The 19,260-nt window shown below is 63.1% G+C and carries 19 protein-coding genes and 1 riboswitch; of the genes, 10 read left to right on the forward strand and 9 right to left on the reverse strand.

The features are described 5' to 3' along the window. Position 1: 1 nt before the first annotated feature. The 6 genes from NHAM_RS13320 to NHAM_RS13345 form a co-directional block, all read right to left on the reverse strand. The gene (locus tag NHAM_RS13320; RefSeq protein WP_041358129.1) at positions 2-325 is read right to left on the reverse strand and encodes an XdhC family protein; all 324 of its coding nucleotides are present in this window, start codon (positions 323-325) and stop codon (positions 2-4) included. Next, complete coding sequence (locus tag NHAM_RS13325; protein WP_011511052.1) at positions 309-1,541, reverse strand: vWA domain-containing protein; 1,233 nt, start codon at positions 1,539-1,541, stop codon at positions 309-311. Before NHAM_RS13325 ends, NHAM_RS13320 begins: the two co-directional genes overlap by 17 nt. A gap of 12 nt (positions 1,542-1,553) precedes the next feature. Continuing rightward, positions 1,554-2,465: an AAA family ATPase gene (locus tag NHAM_RS13330; RefSeq protein ID WP_011511053.1), complete on the reverse strand. Its 912-nt coding sequence runs from the start codon at positions 2,463-2,465 to the stop codon at positions 1,554-1,556. A 36-nt stretch (positions 2,466-2,501) separates the two neighbouring features. Then, positions 2,502-3,308 carry an FAD binding domain-containing protein gene (locus NHAM_RS13335; RefSeq protein ID WP_011511054.1) on the reverse strand — a complete coding sequence of 269 codons (807 nt, stop codon included), beginning with the start codon at positions 3,306-3,308 and terminating at the stop codon, positions 2,502-2,504. 58 nt (positions 3,309-3,366) lie between these two features. After that, positions 3,367-3,852: a (2Fe-2S)-binding protein gene (locus NHAM_RS13340; RefSeq protein ID WP_011511055.1), complete on the reverse strand. Its 486-nt coding sequence runs from the start codon at positions 3,850-3,852 to the stop codon at positions 3,367-3,369. A 147-nt stretch (positions 3,853-3,999) separates the two neighbouring features. Next, positions 4,000-4,446, reverse strand: coding sequence for an SRPBCC family protein (locus NHAM_RS13345; protein WP_011511056.1), 447 nt, complete (start codon positions 4,444-4,446; stop codon positions 4,000-4,002). A 414-nt stretch (positions 4,447-4,860) separates the two neighbouring features. On the opposite strand from NHAM_RS13345, the gene pcaD reads away from it, so the two are divergent. Continuing rightward, positions 4,861-5,643, forward strand: coding sequence for a 3-oxoadipate enol-lactonase (pcaD, locus tag NHAM_RS13350; protein WP_041358132.1), 783 nt, complete (start codon positions 4,861-4,863; stop codon positions 5,641-5,643). A gap of 51 nt (positions 5,644-5,694) precedes the next feature. Here the strand turns inward: pcaD and NHAM_RS13355 are convergent, their stop codons facing one another. Then, positions 5,695-6,225 (reverse strand): hypothetical protein, encoded by a 531-nt coding sequence (locus tag NHAM_RS13355; protein WP_011511058.1) that lies wholly within the window; start codon positions 6,223-6,225, stop codon positions 5,695-5,697. A 465-nt stretch (positions 6,226-6,690) separates the two neighbouring features. Here NHAM_RS13355 and NHAM_RS13360 point away from each other — a divergent pair, with 465 nt between their 5' ends. The 5 genes from NHAM_RS13360 (at position 6,691) to NHAM_RS13380 (ending at position 11,969) form a co-directional block, all read left to right on the forward strand. Next, positions 6,691-7,605: an ABC transporter permease subunit gene (locus NHAM_RS13360; RefSeq protein ID WP_011511059.1), complete on the forward strand. Its 915-nt coding sequence runs from the start codon at positions 6,691-6,693 to the stop codon at positions 7,603-7,605. Between the two features lie 71 nt (positions 7,606-7,676). Continuing rightward, entirely contained in the window at positions 7,677-9,002 is a 1,326-nt protein-coding gene (livM, locus tag NHAM_RS13365; protein ID WP_198137041.1) for a high-affinity branched-chain amino acid ABC transporter permease LivM, read from the forward strand. Next, positions 8,999-9,835 (forward strand): ABC transporter ATP-binding protein, encoded by an 837-nt coding sequence (locus tag NHAM_RS13370; RefSeq protein ID WP_011511061.1) that lies wholly within the window; start codon positions 8,999-9,001, stop codon positions 9,833-9,835. The genes livM and NHAM_RS13370 overlap by 4 nt, the downstream gene beginning before the upstream one ends. Further along, positions 9,832-10,575, forward strand: coding sequence for an ABC transporter ATP-binding protein (locus NHAM_RS13375; RefSeq protein ID WP_011511062.1), 744 nt, complete (start codon positions 9,832-9,834; stop codon positions 10,573-10,575). Before NHAM_RS13370 ends, NHAM_RS13375 begins: the two co-directional genes overlap by 4 nt. Before the next feature lie 272 nt (positions 10,576-10,847). After that, complete coding sequence (locus tag NHAM_RS13380; RefSeq protein ID WP_011511063.1) at positions 10,848-11,969, forward strand: branched-chain amino acid ABC transporter substrate-binding protein; 1,122 nt, start codon at positions 10,848-10,850, stop codon at positions 11,967-11,969. 179 nt (positions 11,970-12,148) lie between these two features. Here NHAM_RS13380 and NHAM_RS13385 read toward each other — a convergent pair whose 3' ends face one another. Continuing rightward, positions 12,149-12,883 carry a cytochrome c biogenesis CcdA family protein gene (locus tag NHAM_RS13385; RefSeq protein ID WP_011511064.1) on the reverse strand — a complete coding sequence of 245 codons (735 nt, stop codon included), beginning with the start codon at positions 12,881-12,883 and terminating at the stop codon, positions 12,149-12,151. Positions 12,884-13,033: 150 nt separating this feature from the next. Here NHAM_RS13385 and NHAM_RS13390 point away from each other — a divergent pair, with 150 nt between their 5' ends. Further along, positions 13,034-14,032 (forward strand): P1 family peptidase, encoded by a 999-nt coding sequence (locus tag NHAM_RS13390; protein ID WP_011511065.1) that lies wholly within the window; start codon positions 13,034-13,036, stop codon positions 14,030-14,032. Between the two features lie 217 nt (positions 14,033-14,249). Further along, the gene (locus NHAM_RS13395; protein WP_011511066.1) at positions 14,250-14,504 is read left to right on the forward strand and encodes a hypothetical protein; all 255 of its coding nucleotides are present in this window, start codon (positions 14,250-14,252) and stop codon (positions 14,502-14,504) included. 46 nt (positions 14,505-14,550) lie between these two features. Here the strand turns inward: NHAM_RS13395 and NHAM_RS13400 are convergent, their stop codons facing one another. Continuing rightward, the gene (locus tag NHAM_RS13400) at positions 14,551-15,705 is read right to left on the reverse strand and encodes an outer membrane beta-barrel protein (protein ID WP_011511067.1); all 1,155 of its coding nucleotides are present in this window, start codon (positions 15,703-15,705) and stop codon (positions 14,551-14,553) included. Positions 15,706-16,090: 385 nt separating this feature from the next. On the opposite strand from NHAM_RS13400, the gene rpe reads away from it, so the two are divergent. Next, positions 16,091-16,792 carry a ribulose-phosphate 3-epimerase gene (gene rpe, locus NHAM_RS13405; protein ID WP_011511068.1) on the forward strand — a complete coding sequence of 234 codons (702 nt, stop codon included), beginning with the start codon at positions 16,091-16,093 and terminating at the stop codon, positions 16,790-16,792. Between the two features lie 54 nt (positions 16,793-16,846). Continuing rightward, positions 16,847-17,043: riboswitch (cobalamin riboswitch) on the forward strand. A gap of 109 nt (positions 17,044-17,152) precedes the next feature. After that, positions 17,153-19,240 carry a TonB-dependent receptor plug domain-containing protein gene (locus tag NHAM_RS13410; protein WP_011511069.1) on the forward strand — a complete coding sequence of 696 codons (2,088 nt, stop codon included), beginning with the start codon at positions 17,153-17,155 and terminating at the stop codon, positions 19,238-19,240. Positions 19,241-19,260: the final 20 nt, after the last annotated feature.

Consider the following 19,260-nt stretch of genomic DNA (forward strand, 5'->3'; position numbering starts at 1 on the left):
GTCAGCCGACTTTCTCGACGAAGACACGGATGGTGCCGCCGCAGGACAATCCGACAGTCCACGCGGTCTCGTCACCGACACCGAACTCCAGCATCTTGGGCACGCCGCTGGAGATTACGTCCAGCGCCTCGGTCACCACGGCGCCTTCGACGCACCCGCCGGAGACCGAGCCGAGAAACGTGCCCTCGTCGTTGACGACGAGGCTCGATCCTGCCGGGCGCGGGGCCGAGCCCCAGGTCTCAATGACTGTCGCGATCGCAACGCCGTGGCCGGCCTTCTGCCAGTCCTCGGCCGCCTTCAGAATATCGTCATCGCGATCGAGCATGGCGGCCACTCAATTCAAGCTGCGGGGCGGAGGGATCACGGCGATACGGTGCCAACGCCGGAGACAGCGCGGCGATCAGCCCCTTGATAGATGACAAATTATGCACCGGACGAAATTCGTCAACGTGCGGCAGCATCATTTTAATGCCTTGCGCCTTTGGTTCAAAGCCGTCATAGCGCAAAAGCGGGTTAAGCCAGATCAGCCGGCGACAGGATCGGTGCAGGCGATCCATCTCGAACGTCAGTTTCGAGTCGGCCTCATGCTCCAGCCCGTCGGTGATCAGCAGCACAATGGCGCCCTGCGCGAGCACGCGCCGGCCCCACAGCTTGTTGAAGTTGTGCAGCGAGGTCGCGATCCGCGTCCCGCCGGCCCAGTCCTCGACCACGGATGAACAGGCGGCCAGCGCCTCGTCCGGATCCCGCGCCCGCAGCGCGCGGGTGACATTGGTCAAACGCGTCCCGAACAGAAAGACCGAGACGCGCTTGCGCGCATCGGTGATGGCATGGAGGAAATGCAGGAACAAGCGGGTATATTCGCTCATCGAGCCGGAGATATCCAGCAGCGCCACGATCGGAGCCGGCTTGTCGATCAGGCCGAGGCGATGAATATCGACGATCTCGCCGCCGGTGCGCAGGCTGCCGCGCAGCGTCCGGCGCAGATCGAGCCGCAGCCCCCGATGATCTGGCCGGGTGCGCCGCGTGCGCAACTCAGCCTGCGGCAGTTTCATTGTCGCGATGACCTGCGTGACCTCTGCGATCTCGGCCGCGCTCATCTGGGCAAAGTCCCTCTCCTGCAGCACCTCGCGGTCGGAGACGGAAAGCCGGGTCTCCTGCTCCTGCGACGCCTCGCTCTCACTGGTGATCGCCGGCTGCGACAGCGCCTCGTCAACGCGCCGCGACGCGGGCGACGGCGGCTTCTTTGCCTGGTCCGGCAGCGGCACCGAATCCAGTACGTTTTTCCATTGCCCCGCGGCGCGGAAGAACAGATCGAAGGCCTGGGCGAAGATCAGCCCATGGTCGTGGCGCGTCACGAAAATCGATTCAAGCGTGGTGAAGACGTCGGCGCGGTTGCCAATGTCGATCAGGTGCAGAGCATTCAGCGCGGCGATGACGGCGCCCGGGCCAACCGGAAGGCCGGCGGCGCGCAGCGCGCGCGCAAAGCCGATGACGTTGTCCGCGATCCGCCCGGTCGGCGGGTCGAGATGATTGATGGCCATGCGAACCCCGCTTTATTGATCGCCGGCGGCTTCCTTCAGCATCTTTTGCAAGGTGTCATCCTGCATCCGTCCGATATCGTCCTGGTATTTCAAGAGCGCGCCGATGGTGTCGTCGACAACCTGCGGCGTCAGCGAACGGGCATCGAGCTCGGTCAGCGCCGTCGCCCAGTCGATGGTCTCGGCGACGCCCGGATTCTTGTAGAAGTCCCGATTGCGCAGCGCCTGCACAAAGCCGACCACCTGCTGCGACAACTTCGCGGAAATGCCGGGGATCCGCGATTTGACAATCGCTAGCTCGCGCTCGGCTGAAGGGTAATCGACCCAATGATAGAGACAGCGCCGCTTCAATGCATCGTGAATTTCACGGGTCCGGTTCGAGGTCACGATGACGATCGGCGGCGCCGGCGCCTTGACGGTGCCGAGTTCAGGGATCGTTACCTGGAAGTCGCTGAGGATTTCCAGAAGATAGGCTTCGAAAGCCTCGTCGGCACGGTCGATCTCGTCGATCAGAAGCACCGGCGGGCCGGCCACATCCGGCTCCAGCGCCTGAAGCAGCGGCCGTTTGATCAAATATTTCTCGGCGAAGATGTCGCTGGAAAGCTGCTCGCGATCGGTATCGCCGGCCGCTTCCGCCAGCCGGATTGCAATCATCTGCGCGGCGCTGTTCCACTCGTAGACGGCGGACGCGATGTCGAGCCCCTCGTAACATTGCAGCCGGATCAGCTTGCGCCCCAATGCGGCCGACAACACTTTCGCGATCTCGGTCTTGCCGACGCCCGCCTCGCCTTCGAGAAACAGCGGCCGTCCCATGCGCAGCGAAAGAAACACCACCGTCGCAAGTGACCGCTCGGCGAGATAGCCGTGCTTCGCCAGCAGGTCGAGCGTCGCATCGACGGAAGTTGGCTGTGCCGATATCGTCGTCATGATGAACCCTGACCGGACGCAGCAAGCATCCGCATGTCACGCCTTGCCGTTTGCGGCATCGACGGCGCGCCGCGCAAGCACCCCGATCAGATGCGCGCGATATTCCGCGCTGCCATGGAGGTCGTTATTCAAGCCGTCCGCCGACACCGATAATCCATCGAGTGCCTTCGACTTGAAGCTCTTCTTCAAGGCCTCTTCGAATCCCGTCAGGCGGAACACGCCGCCCTCGCCGGCGCCGGTGACAGCAACGCGCACATCCGACGGCCGCCTGGCGATGAACACGCCGACCAGCGCGTAGCGCGAGGCCTGATTGCGAAATTTCTGATAGGCCGCCTTCTTCGGCAGCGGAAACATCACCCGGGTGATGATCTCGTCGCTTTCCAGCGCCGTGGAGAACAGGCCCTGGAAAAACTCATACGACTTCAGGCGGCGCTTGTTGGTGACGATGGTGGCGCCGAGCGCCAGGCAAGCCGCCGGATAATCGGCGGTCGGATCGTTGTTGGCGAGCGCGCCGCCGATAGTCCCCTTGTGGCGCACGGCAGGATCGCCGATCATTCCGGCGAGTTCGGCCAGCGCCGGGATCGCCTCGCCCACGACCTGTGAATTGGCGACGTCGGCGTGCTTCGCGGTCGCGCCGATCGCCAGCGAGCGCCCCTTCATCTCGATGCCGTCGAGGCCTTCGATGTGGGAGAGATCGATCAAATGCGCCGGGCTCGCGAGCCGCTGCTTCATGACCGGCACCAGCGTGTGGCCGCCGGCGATCAGCATGGCGTCTTCGTTCCTGACCAGCAGGTTGGCGGCCTGCCGCACGGTCGCCGGTCGATGATATTTGAATTCGTACATGGCTATTCGTACATGGCTTGAGTTCCCGGAACTGTCCCGCAGTGCAGTGATCCCAGGCTCATGCACGATCCGATTTCGCCATCGCCATGGCGCCGGCCGCAATCGACTCGACGATATTCTGATAGCCGGTGCAACGGCAGAGATTGCCCTCCAACTCCTCGCGAATCGTGTGGCCGTCAAGAGCGTAGCCCTTGCGTCGAACCAAATCGATCGCGGTCATGATCATGCCCGGGGTACAGAATCCGCATTGCAAGCCGTGATGCTCGCGAAAGGCCTCCTGCATCGGATGCAGCGGCGCACCGTCCGCGGCAAGGCCTTCGATGGTCCTGACCTCGTGCCCGTCGGCCATCACCGCCAGCGTGGTGCATGACTTCACCGCCTTGCCGTCGAGATGCACGATACAGGCGCCGCATTGCGAGGTGTCGCATCCGACGTGAGTGCCGGTCAGGCGCAGATTTTCGCGCAGGAACTGCACCAGCAGCGTGCGGGGATCGATATTGGCGGTGGTCGGATTGCCGTTCACGATCAGCGAAATCTTGGCCATCGGCACTCTCTTTGGATGCACTGCCGCACATCAGAACGGTCGTTCAAAAAAAACATTCACGATCATAACATGATAGGGGCCATCCCGATAATGGGCAACCTCAGGCGGGTGCAACACCGGTCGTGACAAAGTAAACCTTTGACGAGCCTACCCCTGAACCACCTTGGCGAAGCTTGCGAAAAATTCGTCGGCCAGCTTCTTCGCCGTACCGCCGATCAACCGCTGACCCAATTGCGCCAGCTTGCCGCCGGTCTGTGCCTCGACATCGTATTTGAGGAGGGTACCGCCATCCTGATCGGCCAGCACCACGGTCGCATCACCCTTGGCAAAACCGGCGACGCCGCCCTCCCCTTCGCCTGAAATCTTGTATCCGTTCGGTGGGTCGAGATCGCTGAGCGTCACCTTGCCCTTGAAGCGGGCGGATACGGGACCGATCTTCATCTTGGCGACGGCCTGGAATTCGTTCGCGTCGATCTTGGTCAATTCCTCGCAACCGGGAATGCAGACCTTCAAAACCTCGGGATCGTTGAGCTTGGCCCAGACCGCGTCGCGGGACGCCGCGAGCAGAACTTCACCGTTCATTGTCATGGCCATGCGCTTGCCTCCTCGATCACCTGCCGCCCCGTTCGACGGCGTTCGCCCTTCAGGTAGGGAACAGTGGATAAAAAAGAAAGAGGACCGTGGCCGGAGGCGCGGTGCATAAGCATCGCGACATGATCTGCGCGACATCCTGACCGACGATCCGCGCATGGTGCGCTGAATAAATAAACTAGAGCCTCGCTTCTGATGGAATCAGAAGCGAGGCTCTATGATTTTGAATTGACGCGTTTTCTTCACGCGAACCGGTACCCACTTCGCTCGAAAACGCTCTAGCGCCGGGATTTCAGCGGTGTCATTGCCGGGCTTGACCCGGCAATCCATCATCTTCTGAAGTGTATTCGTGAAGAGCGATGGATACGCGGGTCAAGCCCGCGTATGACGTCTGAACATCTGGACGGAGAATACCCGATGCCCATGATCGATGCCGACGGCTGCCTGCTGAACGTCTCCGTCGAGGGACGCGACGGCGGCCCCACCCTGATGCTGTCGAACGCGCTCGGTTGCACGCTGCAGATGTGGGAGCCGCAGATGGCGGCGCTGTCGAAGCTGTTCCGCATCGTCCGTTATGACCGGCGCGGCCACGGCAAGTCCGGCGTGCCGCCCGGTCCCTATTCGATAGAACGGTTCGGCCGCGACGTGCTGGCGATTCTGGACGACCTCAACATCGCAAAGACGCACTGGTGCGGATTGTCCATGGGCGGCATGGTCGGGCAATGGCTCGGAGCCAACGCGCCGGAGCGCTTCGATCGCATCATTCTCGCAAACACCGGTTGCTACTATCCTGACCCGGCCAACTGGTACACCCGCATCAATGCAGTGAAGGAAGGCGGCCTCGCTGCGATCACCGACACCGTGATCGGCGGCTGGCTGACCGCCGATTTTCGCGAACGCCAACCGCAGATCGCGGCGAAGCTGAAAGCCATGCTGAGCGCCGCTCCACCGGATGGCTACATCGCCTGCTGCGAGGCGCTGAGCACGCTGGACCAGCGCGCGCTGCTGCCGCGCATCAAGAGCCCCACGCTTGTCATCGCCGGGCGGCACGACACGGGAACGCCTATCGCGGCCGGCGAATACATCCGCAGCCATATTCCCGGCGCCAGCATGACCATCCTCGACGCCGCACATATCTCCAATATCGAGCAACCGCACGCCTTCACCGAGGCTGTGGCCGGCTTCCTGATGCAACGGTAGTCAATAAGCGGCCGCAGCCAACCATACGGACAAGAAAGCCGGTGCGATCGTTCAGGAACTGGGATTGCTGAAGGGATAGATTTCCGGCTCTGGCGGCCATTGCCGCACCGGCTCCGTTTTGCGCTGGAACGGCGGCTCGACCGCCATCAGGATCGCGCCGCCGAGCAGCAGCAGCAGTTCGGTAGCGTGCAGACGCAGCGCGGCCATCTCGCCGACCCGTGACGCCATCACCATGCTGCCGAACGTGATGAGGCTGCCGATGCCGAGCGCCATCGCCAGCGCCTCGTCGCAGCCGCCGGTTTTCCGGACCGATGCGCGCGTCGTCATCAGCAGGAACACCGCGAAGAACACGACGACGGTCATCTTGGCGAGCGCCAGAAGCCAGGCGAATCGTACCAGGTTCATCGACGCGAAATGCAGGTGGTCGCCAAGGAAGAGCGCCACGGACACATTGGGAAGGTCATAGAGTCCATGCACCGGCGACACCACGATCTTGAAGGCCACGATGGTCCATGCCGGAATGAAATAGAGCGCCAGCAATGCGCCGTTGATCGTGCTGATCCGCCAGGAGTTCGTCGCCATGCCGCCATCCGCTGTTTGCGTGGCCGCTGTCTTCCAGAATCCGGCGCGGCCTTGACGGCGATTAACGTCCGGTAAACGCGATGCCGCAATTGAAACCTTTTGTTTACCTTAATCGGCCCGTCGGCCTGTGGACAACGTGGAGGACCGCGAGCGGGCAAACACAATCCCGCCGTTTGGCGGAATTTCTGGAAAGCTCGGGAACTCCTGGTTGCCGCTCCTGACTGGCCTTTCCGGCCCAGCCCTGCCGCTGATAACGGGCTTCTGCCACCTTGCCACGGTCGCTCCCGCGCGCCGGAACCGGAAGGCGCGAGGGAATCCACAGCCGCCGGACACCCGGATACGGTCGCCGCGGTTGCCGCACCCGGTTGCCACTGTTAGACATTGATTCAAGACGCGCCGGTTCGGCTGCCGGAGCCATCACCGCGTCTGATATCGCCGCGTTGGGGACGCAGATTACGGCAGCGCATGGATTATTTCGCCCAGCAACTGATCAACGGCCTCGTGCTCGGCTCGATCTACGGCCTGATCGCGATCGGCTATACGATGGTCTACGGCATCGTCGGCATGATCAATTTCGCTCACGGCGACATCTTCATGATCGGCGGCTTCACCGCCCTCATTACCTTCCTAATCCTGGTGTCGATAGGCCTCTCCGCCGTACCGCTGATTCTGCTCATCATGCTGGTCGTTTCAATGGCCATTACCGCCGTTTACGGCTGGGCTGTCGAACGCATCGCTTATCGGCCGCTGCGACAATCGTTCCGACTCGCGCCGCTGCTGTCGGCGATCGGCATGTCGTTTGTGCTGTCGAACTTTTCACAGGTGACTCAGGGTGCACAGGTCAAGCCGATACCGCCGCTCATCACCGGCGGCTACACGCTGCACGATTCCGGCAACTTCGCGGTGCAATTGTCCAACGTCAAGATCGTGGTGGTGGTCACGACCGTCGTGCTGCTCGCGATCTTCAGCTATATCGTGGCGCGCACCCGCTTCGGCCGCGACATGCGCGCCTGCGAGCAGGACCAGACCATGGCGGCGCTGCTCGGCGTCGATGTCGACCGCACCATCTCGATGACTTTCGTGATGGGCGCGGCGCTCGCTGCCGTCGCCGGCATGATGTACCTGCTCTATTATGGCCTGGTTGATTTCTTCATGGGCTTCGTCGCCGGCATCAAGGCGTTCACGGCCGCGGTCCTCGGCGGCATTGGCTCGCTGCCCGGCGCGATGCTTGGCGGCCTCGCGATCGGGCTGATAGAGACCTTCTGGTCGGCTTACTTTTCGATCCAGTATAAGGACGTCGCCGCCTTCTCGATCCTGATCGTCGTGCTGATCTTCATGCCGACCGGCCTGCTGGGCCGTCCCGAAGTCGAAAAAGTCTGACGGACCCCGACGTGGCAGCGCCCGTTTCGAGCCAACAGACCGCGACACGCGATCCTGGCATCGCGTTCATCATGAAGAAAGCAGTGGTGAGCGCGCTGGTGGCGCTGGTGCTGTTCTCGCTCATGATCGGCATCCGCACCGAGACCGGCCCATCCGGACAGTTGGTCTATTCGACGCGCTTCGGTGAACTCGCGGCCGTGGTCGGCGCGGTGTTCGTCGGCAGCATCGTCATCGAATTGCTGCGGCGCTGGGTCGGACCCGTCGGTGGCGTCGAACTGCCGGCCGGCGTCCGCAGTGCCTTCTCAACGCTGGGCCGCCTGCTGGCGCCCGCGCTTCTGATCTTCGCGCTGCTGGTGCCGGTGATCTTCTACAATCAACGCTATCTGCTCGACCTCGGGATCCTCGTGCTCACCTATGTGATGTTGGGTTGGGGCCTCAACGTCGTGGTCGGCCTCGCCGGGCTGCTCGATCTCGGTTACGTCGCGTTTTACGCGGTCGGCGCCTACTCTTATGCGCTGCTGGCGCAAAGCGGCCTGCCGTTTCCATATTTCACGGATACCTATCCCTATATCGCGATGGATTTCCTGCAACTCGGTCCCTGGGCGTTCTGGGTGCTGCTGCCGATCTCCGGACTGCTCGCAGCGCTCTGGGGCGTGCTGCTCGGCTTCCCGGTGCTGCGGCTGCGCGGCGACTATCTCGCTATCGTCACGCTGGCTTTCGGCGAGATCATCCGGATGGTCATCCTCAACTGGCAGGACCTCACCGGCGGGCCGAACGGCGTCAGCGGCATACCGCGCCCCACCGTGTTCGGCATTCCCCTGACACCTGGCGAAAACGGTTTCGCGGCGCTGATCGGCGTGCCGTTCTCGCCGACGCATCGCCTCGTCTTCCTGTTCTATCTGATCCTGACGCTGGCGCTGCTCACCAACTGGGTGACAATCCGCCTGCGGCGACTTCCGATCGGCCGCGTCTGGGAAGCGATGCGCGAGGATGAGGTCGCCTGCCGCGCGCTCGGCATCAACATCACCACGACAAAACTTTCGGCGTTCGCCATCGGCGCCATGTTCGGCGGCTTCGCCGGCGCATTCTTCGCCACCCGCCAGGGCTTCATCAGTCCTGAGTCGTTCACGTTTCAGGAATCGGCACTGGTGCTCGCCATCGTCGTGCTGGGCGGAATGGGCTCGCAGCTCGGGGTAGCGCTCGCCGCGGTCGCAATGATCGGCGGATTTGAGCTGTTTCGCGGCCTCGATCAGTTCCGCATGCTGGTGTTCGGCGGCGTCATGGTGCTGTTGATGGTCTGGCGGCCGCGCGGTCTCGTCAGCCATCGCACCCCCACCGTGTTCCTGCAAAACCAGACCGAGATATCGTCGTCGCTGGTGAAGGAAGGCCACGGATGACAACGCCCGCACCCATCCTCGCCATTGACGGGCTGACGATGCGCTTCGGCGGCATCCTCGCCGTCAACCGATTGTCGTTCACCGCGCAGCGCCGCCACATCACCGCGCTGATCGGGCCGAACGGCGCCGGCAAGACCACAGTGTTCAACTGCATCACCGGATTCTATCGGCCGTCGGGCGGCACCATGCATTTGGTGCACGATGACGGCGCGACCTTCCGGCTCGATCGCCTGCACGATTTTCGTATCTGCAAATATGCCAAGGTGGCGCGCACCTTCCAGAACATCCGCCTGTTCCCCGGCATGACGGCGCTGGAAAACCTGATGGTGGCGCAGCACAACGCCCTGATGCGCGCGTCCGGCTTCAGCCTGCTCGGCCTGATCGGCGCGCCGCCGTTCCGCGCCGCGGAGAAGCAGGCGATCGATCTGGCCCGTGGCTGGCTCGACCGCATCGGCCTGCTGGAACGCGCCGACGACGCCGCCGGCAATCTGCCCTATGGCGACCAACGTCGCCTCGAGATCGTGCGCGCGATGTGCGCGCGGCCGGCGCTGCTCTGCCTCGACGAGCCGGCCGCGGGACTCAATGCCAACGAGAGCGCGAGCCTGAGCGAATTGCTGCTGTCGATCCGCAGCGATTTCAGCACCTCGATCCTTTTGATCGAACACGACATGAGCGTGGTGATGGAAATCTCCGACCACATCGTCGTGCTCGACCACGGCGTCAAGATCGCCGACGGAACCCCGCGCGCGGTGCGCGATGATCCGAAAGTCATCGCGGCCTATCTCGGCGCCGACGAGGACACCGCCGCCGCGGTCATGGAGGGCGGCGCATGAGCGCGGATGCGGCACCTCTCCTCGCCATTCGGGGGCTCCGCGCCGCATACGGCAAGATCGAAGCGCTGAAGGGCATCGATCTCGATATCAGCGCCGGCGAGATCGTTGCGCTGATCGGGGCCAACGGCGCCGGCAAATCAACCTTGATGATGACCATCTTCGGCCGTCCCCGCGCCCTTGCCGGCCAGATCCTGTTCGACGGCCGGGACATCACCTCATTGCCGACGCACGAGGTCTCGCGGCTACGTATCGCGCAATCCCCGGAAGGGCGGCGCATCTTCCCGCGGATGACGGTCGCGGAGAATCTGCAGATGGGCGCCGACGCCACCCCCGGCAGCGCCGCCGAGCGCAGCACCAGCCTGGAGCGCGTGCTGAAATTGTTCCCGCGCCTTGAAGAGCGCATGACGCAGCGCGGCGGCACGCTGTCCGGCGGCGAACAGCAGATGCTGGCGATCGGTCGCGCGCTGATGAGCCGCCCGCGCCTGTTGCTGCTCGACGAACCCTCGCTCGGTCTCGCGCCGCTGATCACCCGCCAGATCTTCGATGCGATTCGCAAACTCAACCGCGAGGACCACCTCACGGTGCTGATCGTCGAACAAAACGCCAATCACGCCCTGCGCCTCGCCCATCGCGGTTACGTCATGGTCAATGGCCTGATCACGATGAGCGGCGCCGGCATGGAACTGCTGCAGCGCCCCGAAATCCGCGCCGCCTATCTCGAAGGCGGCCGCCACACCTGACGCCGCTTGAGCGTTTTCGAGCGAAGCATGTCCTCGGGCTTGACCCGAGGATGGGTATCGGTTCGCGTCAAGAAAACGCGTCAAAACAAAAAGCTAGAACCCCGGCTTTGATTCCATCAGAACGGAAAGCGCTCTAGCCCGGCGACAAGTGACGCGGTCCCCGGATGTCGCGGTGTGCCGAATTTTGTCCATGACACCGGCGGCAAATCATCGGACAATGCCGCATAACGACAAAAGTCGGCACCTGACATCCCTCCGCGAGGACCACTCCAATGAAATCATTGAAGCTGACCGGCCTGGCCTTTTGCGCCTTACTGGCGCTTTCGACCACGACCTTCGCCCAGGATATCACCGTCGCGGTGGCCGGCCCGATGACGGGCAGCGAGTCCGCTTTCGGCCGCCAGTTGCAGAACGGCGCCGAGCAGTTCGTCGCCGATGCCAACGATGCCGGCGGCGTGCTCAACAAGAAGCTGAAGTTGTTCGTCGGCGACGACGCCTGCGATCCGAAGCAGGCGCGCTCCATCGCCGAAAGGATCGCAAGCCGGGGTATTCCGTTCGTGGCCGGACATTTCTGCTCGTCGTCATCCATTCCGGCTTCCGAAGCCTATGCCGACGGCAACGTGCTGCAGATCACGCCGGCCTCCACCAACCCGCTGTTCACCGAGCGCAATCTGTGGAACGTGCTGCGCATCTGCGGTCGCGACGACCAGCAGGGAGTCGTCGCCGCCGAATACATCGTCAAGAACTTCAAGGGCAAGAACGTCGCCATCCTCAACGACAAGACCACCTACGGCAAGGGCCTCGCTGACGAGACCAAGAAGGCGCTGAACAAGGCCGGCTTCCAGGAGAAGATGTTCGAGTCCTACAACAAAGGTGACAAGGACTTTAACTCCATCGTATCGCGCCTGAAGCGCGACGGCATCGATCTGGTGTTCGTCGGCGGCTATTATCAGGAGGCGGGATTGATCCTGCGCCAGATGCGCGACCAGGGCCTCAAGGCCATCCTGATGGCTGGCGACGCGCTGAACGACAGGGAGTTCGCCTCGATCACCGGTCCGCTGGCCGAGGGTACGCTGTTCACCTTCGGCCCCGATCCGCGCAACAAGCCGACCGCCAAGGCGATCGTCGAGAAGTTCAAGGCTCGGGGCATCGATCCGGAGGGCTATACCCTCTACACCTATGCGGCGATGCAGGTGTGGGCACAGGGCGCCGCGAAGGCGGGCACGACGGATCCCATGAAGGTGATGAAGACCATCAAGGCGGGTGCGTGGGATACCGTGCTCGGCAAGCTGGAATTCGATGCCAAGGGCGACATCAAGCAGATCAACTATGTCATCTACAAATGGGACGACAAGGGCAACTATGCCGAACTCGACCCCGGCAAGGGCACCTGACGCGCCCTCCGTTCCGCCCTCAGCGTCGTCCCCGCGAAAGCGGGGACCCCATACACCGTGTCGTCGATGATGCGGAAGGCGATTGTTACCGTCGATGGAAAACGGCACAGCCGTCGTTGACCTCAGGGGTTATGGTCTCTGCCCCCCTACGCAGGGACGGCGAAGCGAATGCGTGCTGATCATCCGAAATTCTGCAGCGCCGGAAAGGCCTCCAGCAACCAGATACTGACGTTCGAAATGGTGCCGGTGAGGAACGCGATGCCAGTGAGCACCATCAGCACGCCCATGACGCGCTCCACCGTATTGAGGTGACGCTTCATGCGCTTTAGCAGCGAGGCGAACTGTTCGATCATCAATGCCGCCAGCAGGAACGGGATGCCGAGCCCTGCCGAATATACCGCAAGCAACCCGGCCCCCTTCACGACAGTGGCCTCTGCCGCCGCTACCGACAGGATCGCCGCAAGGATCGGCCCGATACACGGCGTCCAGCCGAACGCGAAGGCGAGCCCCATCACATAGGCGCCCCACAGGCCGACCGGCTTCGGCGCGGTGAGCCGTCCTTCGCGCATCAAAAAGCCAATCCGCGTCAGCCCCAGAAAGTGCAGGCCCATGACGATGATAACGATGCCGGCGACGATCGACAGTTGCGCCGACCAGGCCCGGATGAGGCCGCCGATGAAGCTGGCGCTGGCGCCCAGCGCGACGAACACCGTGGAAAAGCCGAGCACGAACACCAATGCGGCCAGCATCACGGCCCGCTTCGAGACCTTGGCCGTCTCGTCGTGGGACACGTGTTCGATGGTCGCGCCGGTGAGATAGACCAGATAGGGAGGCACCAGCGGCAGAACGCAGGGCGACAGGAAACTGACAAGGCCCGCGACCAGCGCGGCAGGAACGGAAACGTCGTGAATCATGAGGCTACTTGCCCTGCGATGGCGTCACGACGCAAGAGCCTCGCTACCTTCCGCACCATTTGTGATCGAACCGTGATCGGTTGACCCTGGCGCGCCCATGCCGTCATCTGGCGGCCAGCCGGTCCCCGGCACCCCCTACGAGGCCGCACCATGAAGAATCTGCTCACCGACATTCCCGGCGTCCGTGTCGGCCACGCCGGTGACACAGCGCTCGCCTCCGGCGTCACGGCGGTGCTTTTCGATTCCCCGGCCGTCGCGGCGATGGACGTGCGTGGCGGCGGCCCAGGCACGCGCGAAAGCGCCCTGCTCGATCCGGTCAACACGGTGGAGCGAATCGACGCACTCGCGCTGGCAGGCGGCTCCGCTTTCGGAATTGAAGCCGGCGGCGGCGTTCAGGCCTGGCTCGCCGAACGGGGGCGCGGCTTCGCGATCCGCGACGCCATTGTCCCCATCGTGCCCGGCGCCGTCGTGTTCGACCTCTTGAACGGCGGCGACAAGCGGTGGGGCCGTTTCCCACCCTATCGCGATCTCGGCTACGCCGCGGCAGCGGCCGCCGGACAGGACTTCGCACTCGGCAACGCCGGCGCCGGGCTCGGCGCCACCACCGCCAATTTGAAGGGCGGCCTCGGCTCGGCTTCGGCCGCCACGCCGGGTGGTGTGCGGGTGGCGGCGCTCGCGGTGGTCAATGCGGTCGGCAGCGTCACGGTCGGCGACGGCCCCTGGTTCTGGGCCGCGCCATTTGAATCGGAGAGCGAATACGGCGGACGCGGACTGCCGCCGTCGTTCGCGCCGGACATGCTGACGATGCGATTGAAGGGCGGCCCGGCGACAACCGCCGGCGAAAACACCACGCTCGCCGTCGTCGTAACCGATGCCGTGCTCACCAAACCGCAAGCCAGACGGCTGGCGATCATCGCGCAAACCGGCTTCGCGCGAGCGATCTATCCGGTACACGCGCCGCTCGACGGCGATGTCGTGTTTGCCGCCGCCACCGGCGTGAAGCCGATCGATCCGCTCGTTGGTCTCACCGAACTCGGCATGGTCGCGGCCAACACGGTGGCTCGCGCGATCGCACGCGGCGTCTATGAGGCCGCAGCGCTGCCGTTCCGCGACGCACTGCCGGCGTGGAAGGATCGGTTCGCGCGATAACAATTTCTCGCGCCCGGACGGGCGGCGCCTGCCGCGGTTTGCGACGGTACGGGATATTCCTTATGTAACGAGGTGTATATTTAAGTATACATACGTATATGTACTGAAATATCTGCGATGCTTAAGGTTAGTTTATAGTATAGCTTGAGACGACGACGTGACCGACCGATGGTCTCCCGGTGCGCGCTATCGCGCACGTCAACAGTGGAGAAACGTCATGAAAAAGATTCTCGTTCTCGCCGCAGTCGCCAGCGCGTTCATGAGCGCGCCGGCCTTCGCCAAGGGCCATGGCATCAGCATCGGAGCGAACGTGCTGACCGGCCGCGGCGGCGTGATCGGGCTGCTCGACGGGCGTGGCGCGCTCGTCGTCCACACCGCGGTCACCACCGGCAAAAGCGGCGTGCTCGGCGCGGTGCTCGGCCGCAGTAACGTGCTGGGCGGACTGCTCGGCGGCGGATGCGGCTGCCACTGAACCTCAGTGGAAGGCGGGCGGGGGCGACCTCGTCCGCACCCGCGGCTCACGCGCCAGAGCCACTTTTCGGCCCCGGCGGTTTGGCGGAAAAGCGCTTTGTGATCGACGACGTGACCACAAGCCCGTTCGCATCGTCGCCGGAGATCAGCGAGCCCTTTGCATAAGCTATATCGATGCCGAGCGTCAGGTCATCGTCGATGTCGCGGGTCGCGCCGACGCCGCAGATCAGCGTCTGCGCACGAAACGGCGAGTCCAGATAGTCGGATGCCGCATAACCAACCGAAGCCGCCAGCGTCACCTTCGGCTCCACGTTCCAGGAGACCTTCGCGGAATATGCGGTGTCGATGGTGATCGGCGAGATCGGAAACGTGGTTTCGCCCGCGCGACGCCACGCAGTCAGATCGACTCGAAAAGGCGCTGCGCGCCAGGTCAAACTTGCATCGAACAGCGTTCGATCAACGTTCGTGAAATCCGGATCGTGCCACGCCCCGCGTAACTGCGAGACAGAGACAAACGCGGTCACGGCATCGCCGGCATATTTCGCAAACAGAAACGGCTGCATTCTTTCGTTGTGGCGGCGATAGCCGAACACATCGAACTCCTGCAGATAGCGCCGCACCGACAGGTTCACGGACGCCCCAAGTTCTGATTTGCCGCTGACGAGACTGACGCCGGGGATCAGCGTGCCCCGCAAATACTGCTGCGGATCGGGAAGAAAATCCTGAAAGATCGCGTTGGTCTGGTTCAGACTCGACCGACCTCCTTCCGCGGTCGCGAACAGCTTGATCGACCCGTATCGGGCCTCACCCCTGATCGACTGGATCAGGTCGGTCGAGCGCAGATTGTAGGTGCTGGTGTCGGCAATAGTCGACGTGGAATCCAGCTTGAGATCGTCGTCGCCGATCGAACCGCGCAGGATCACCTTGCCGCCGCGAGCGGGCGTCAACAGCGGCTGCGCATAGTGCGTCGCATTGGCTTCCGCCGCGACACCCAGCGTGTAGCCGTCGGCTTTCATTCCCGCCGCCAACGCCGTGTCGGCGGCGATGAACGCGCTGCCGCGGCCCTGCCCGATCGAAAACTGCGGATTGGAATCGAAGCCGCCGCGCAGGCGGAACGACGCGGTGAAGTCGTCTTCAGCGAAGGCGTGGGAGCCGATGAGGCCGAGGCAGCCGGCGATCAGAAATACTTGTGGTAGATACATACGCCCCTCGCAATACTTTGCAGAAGGAACGACTACTTGAATGATATGGTTATCGGATCATGAAAACCGGCGTCGGCTGCGCAATGATACGAATGCGGCGAACCCAAGGCTACCGGACCAAGGCTACCGAAACCCAAATGGCCACCGAACCAAAAGGGCTACCGCTGCGAGGTGGTGATCGAGCCGCCGCCGTCGGGTCGATACCGACGAACACCGTCCTACCGCCGTGGCGCGGATCGCGCCTCTCGCGGCAGAACTCCTGCCGAGCCTGCGTCCCGGCGCATCACCGCCACCCGGATCAGGACGGATTCCGCGCATTGCCCCCCGCCGCAGCCCATGTTACGCGAGGCTCTCTCAAGCCCCGCAGAAATTTTCGGAAACGCTCATGTCTCAGACTTTTGTGCCGCGTCCTCTCGTCATCGCACCGTCGATCCTGGCCTCGGACTTCTCGAAGCTGGGCGAGGAGGTCCGCGCCGTCGATCAGGGCGGCGCCGACTGGATCCACCTCGACGTGATGGACGGCCATTTCGTTCCGAACATCTCCTACGGCCCCGATGTCATCAAGGCGATGCGGCCGCACACGAAGAAGATTTTCGACGCCCATCTGATGATCTCGCCCTGCGATCCCTACCTCGAAGCCTTCGCCAAGGCCGGTTGCGATCACATCACGGTTCATGTCGAAGCAGGGCCGCATCTGCATCGCTCGCTGCAGGCCATCCGCGCACTCGGCAAGAAGGCCGGCGTCTCGCTCAATCCGGCGACGCCGCTTTCCACCATCGAGTATGTCCTCGACATGGTCGATCTGGTGCTGGTGATGTCGGTCAATCCGGGTTTCGGCGGCCAGAAATTCATCACCTCGGCGCTGGACAAGATTCGGGATCTGCGCGCGATGACGGCGGGACGGCCGATCGACATCGAGGTGGACGGCGGCGTCGCGCCCGACGTGGCGGGCGAGCTCGGCGCCGCCGGCGCCAACGCCTTCGTGGCGGGCTCGGCGGTGTTCAAGGGCGGCACGATGGAATCCTACAAGGCGAACATGGACGCGATCCGCAGCGCCGCCGCCGCGGCGCGTGGCGAGTTGGTCTGACGGAACGAAAGCCGTGTCCAAACCGCGCCGCCAATTGACACGGCTTTGACACACTTCTAAATGACCGGCGACGGTTCTCCCTCGGGAGATCAAAAGGGAACGTGGTGCGGGATCATCCTAACGCCACGGCTGCCCCCGCAACTGTAAGCGGCGAATCTGCGTCACAGGCCACTGGGACATCTCGGCCCCGGGAAGGCGACGCCAGGTAACGACCCGCGAGCCAGGAGACCTGCCGTCAACCGTGGTCACACGCGAAGATGTCAGTCGGGGACTACAGACATCCGCTTCACCGGCGCCCCGCGGCTCCTGTGAAACCTCGTTCGCTGTGACGTGCCACCGACGTCCTGCCGAGGTTTCTTCATGTCTGCCGCCTTCGTTTCCGGGCTTTATCGCAGAAGCCTGCTTGCCTCCACCGTCCTCGCGTCGTTGGGGTCGATCGGCCTGACTACGCCTTCCCTCGCCCAGCAATCCGCCTCTCCGAACCTGCTGCCGCCGATTCAGATCGCGCCCCCGCTGGAGAGAACGACAGACTCGCCGCCGCCGTCTCACCGCGCGGTTTCGCGATCGCGCCGTGCGGCCCGCTCCGCCTCTCGACAAACCCCCGTCGGCGATGCCCGCGTTCCGGGCGCGACGGCATCCGTTATCGTCAGCCCGACCGGAATCGTGACGCCCGCGGACCAGTTGGCAAGCTCCGTTACCGTCGTCACCGAGAAGGATATCCAGACCCAGCAATACCGCAGCGTTCCGGATATCCTGAACACGGTCCCCGGTTTGAATGTCGTGCAAGCCGGCGGACCAGGCGCCCAGGCGTCGGTTTTCATGCGCGGCACCAACGCCAACCACACCAAGGTGATCGTCGACGGCATCGACATCGGCGATCCCGGCAACATCAATGGCGCATTCGACTACGCGCATCTTCTTGCGGCGGACATTCAGCAGATGGAAATTCTGCGAGGCCCGCAGAGCGGGCTCTACGGTTCCGACGCGATCGGCGGCGTGATCTCCATCATCACGAAGAAGGGAGAAGGTCCGCCGCGCGCCACGGCGTCAATCGAGGCCGGCTCGTTCAACACCTTCAACCAGACGCTCGGATTGAGCGGCTCCGAACAGAACTTCAATTACGCGGTCAACGTCGCCCATCTCCATGCCGGAGACGTTCCCGTCACCCCGCCAGAGCTTCTCCCGCCGGGACGGAAAGCAATCGGAAACAACTACGACAACAAGACCTATTCGACCAAGCTCGGGGTCGATCTCAATGAAAACCTGACCGTGAATTCGGTGGTTCGCTACACCGACGCGACGCTGCTGTTCACCGGGGATAGCGGATTTCCGAGCTTTCCCAATGCCGCGCAGAGCACGCACGCCGTCCAGCAGCTCTTCAACCGCGAAGAGGCCGTGTGGTCGCTGCTCGACGGACGCGTCAAGAACTACTTCGGCGTCAATTACACCAACAGCAGAGGCTACGACATAAGCCCGGGAGATCCGGTTGCGACAACCACCACGGGCACCCGGCTGAAATTCGACTGGCATACAGTCGCCGAGATTGCGCGCGATAACAACCTGATCGTCGGCGCCGAGCAACAGACCGATCGCATCGACACCACCGATCTTGCGGCTCAGAACGGCAACAAGGCCGGATTCATCGAGTTGCAATCGGCGTTTGCGAAACGCTTTTTCCTGGTTGCGAATGTCCGCGAGGACTCCAACGACCGGTTTGGCGAGCATGGGACCTACCGGATCGCGCCGGCGGTTATTCTTCCCGTCACGGAAACAAAACTGAAGGCGAGCTACGGCACGGGGTTCAAGGCGCCGTCGTTGAGCCAGTTGTACCAGAACTACCCGGCTTTCAACTTCTTCGCCAACCCCAACCTGAAACCCGAAGAGAGCAGAGGCTACGATGCCGGTTTCGAGCAGCCGCTATTCAACGATCGCGTGCGGTTCGGCTCGACCTACTTCCACAACGACATCACCAACCTGATCGGATACAACGATACGTTCACGTCATTGGTGAACGTAAACAGCGCGACAACCGAAGGCACCGAAACTTTCGTCTCGGCACAGATCACCGAGCGTTTCGGCATCCGCGCGGATTACACCTTCACCCGCGCCGTCGATGCCGGCACCGGCCTGCAACTGCTGCGCCGGCCCAAGGAAAAGTGGAGCGTGACGGCGACCTGGCTCCCCGTCGATGAATTGACGTTATCGGCAACGGTGCTCCGCGTCAGCAACTGGCTTGATGTCACGCGCGACGGCTCGGCCTCCGGAATTGCCGCGCCCGGCTATACGCTTGTGAATTTGCGTGGCGACTACGCCATCAACGATCAGGTCAAGGTGTTCGGGCGGGTCGATAATCTCTTTGACGTCCGCTACCAGAATCCGACCGGATTCCTTGCGCCGGGCCTCGGGATTTTCGGCGGCATCCGGGTGGCGAGTGACGGGGTGCAATAGCTCTCGACGGACGTTTGGCC

This window comes from Nitrobacter hamburgensis X14 (assembly GCF_000013885.1).
GTDB classification, from domain to species: Bacteria; Pseudomonadota; Alphaproteobacteria; order Rhizobiales; family Xanthobacteraceae; genus Nitrobacter; species Nitrobacter hamburgensis.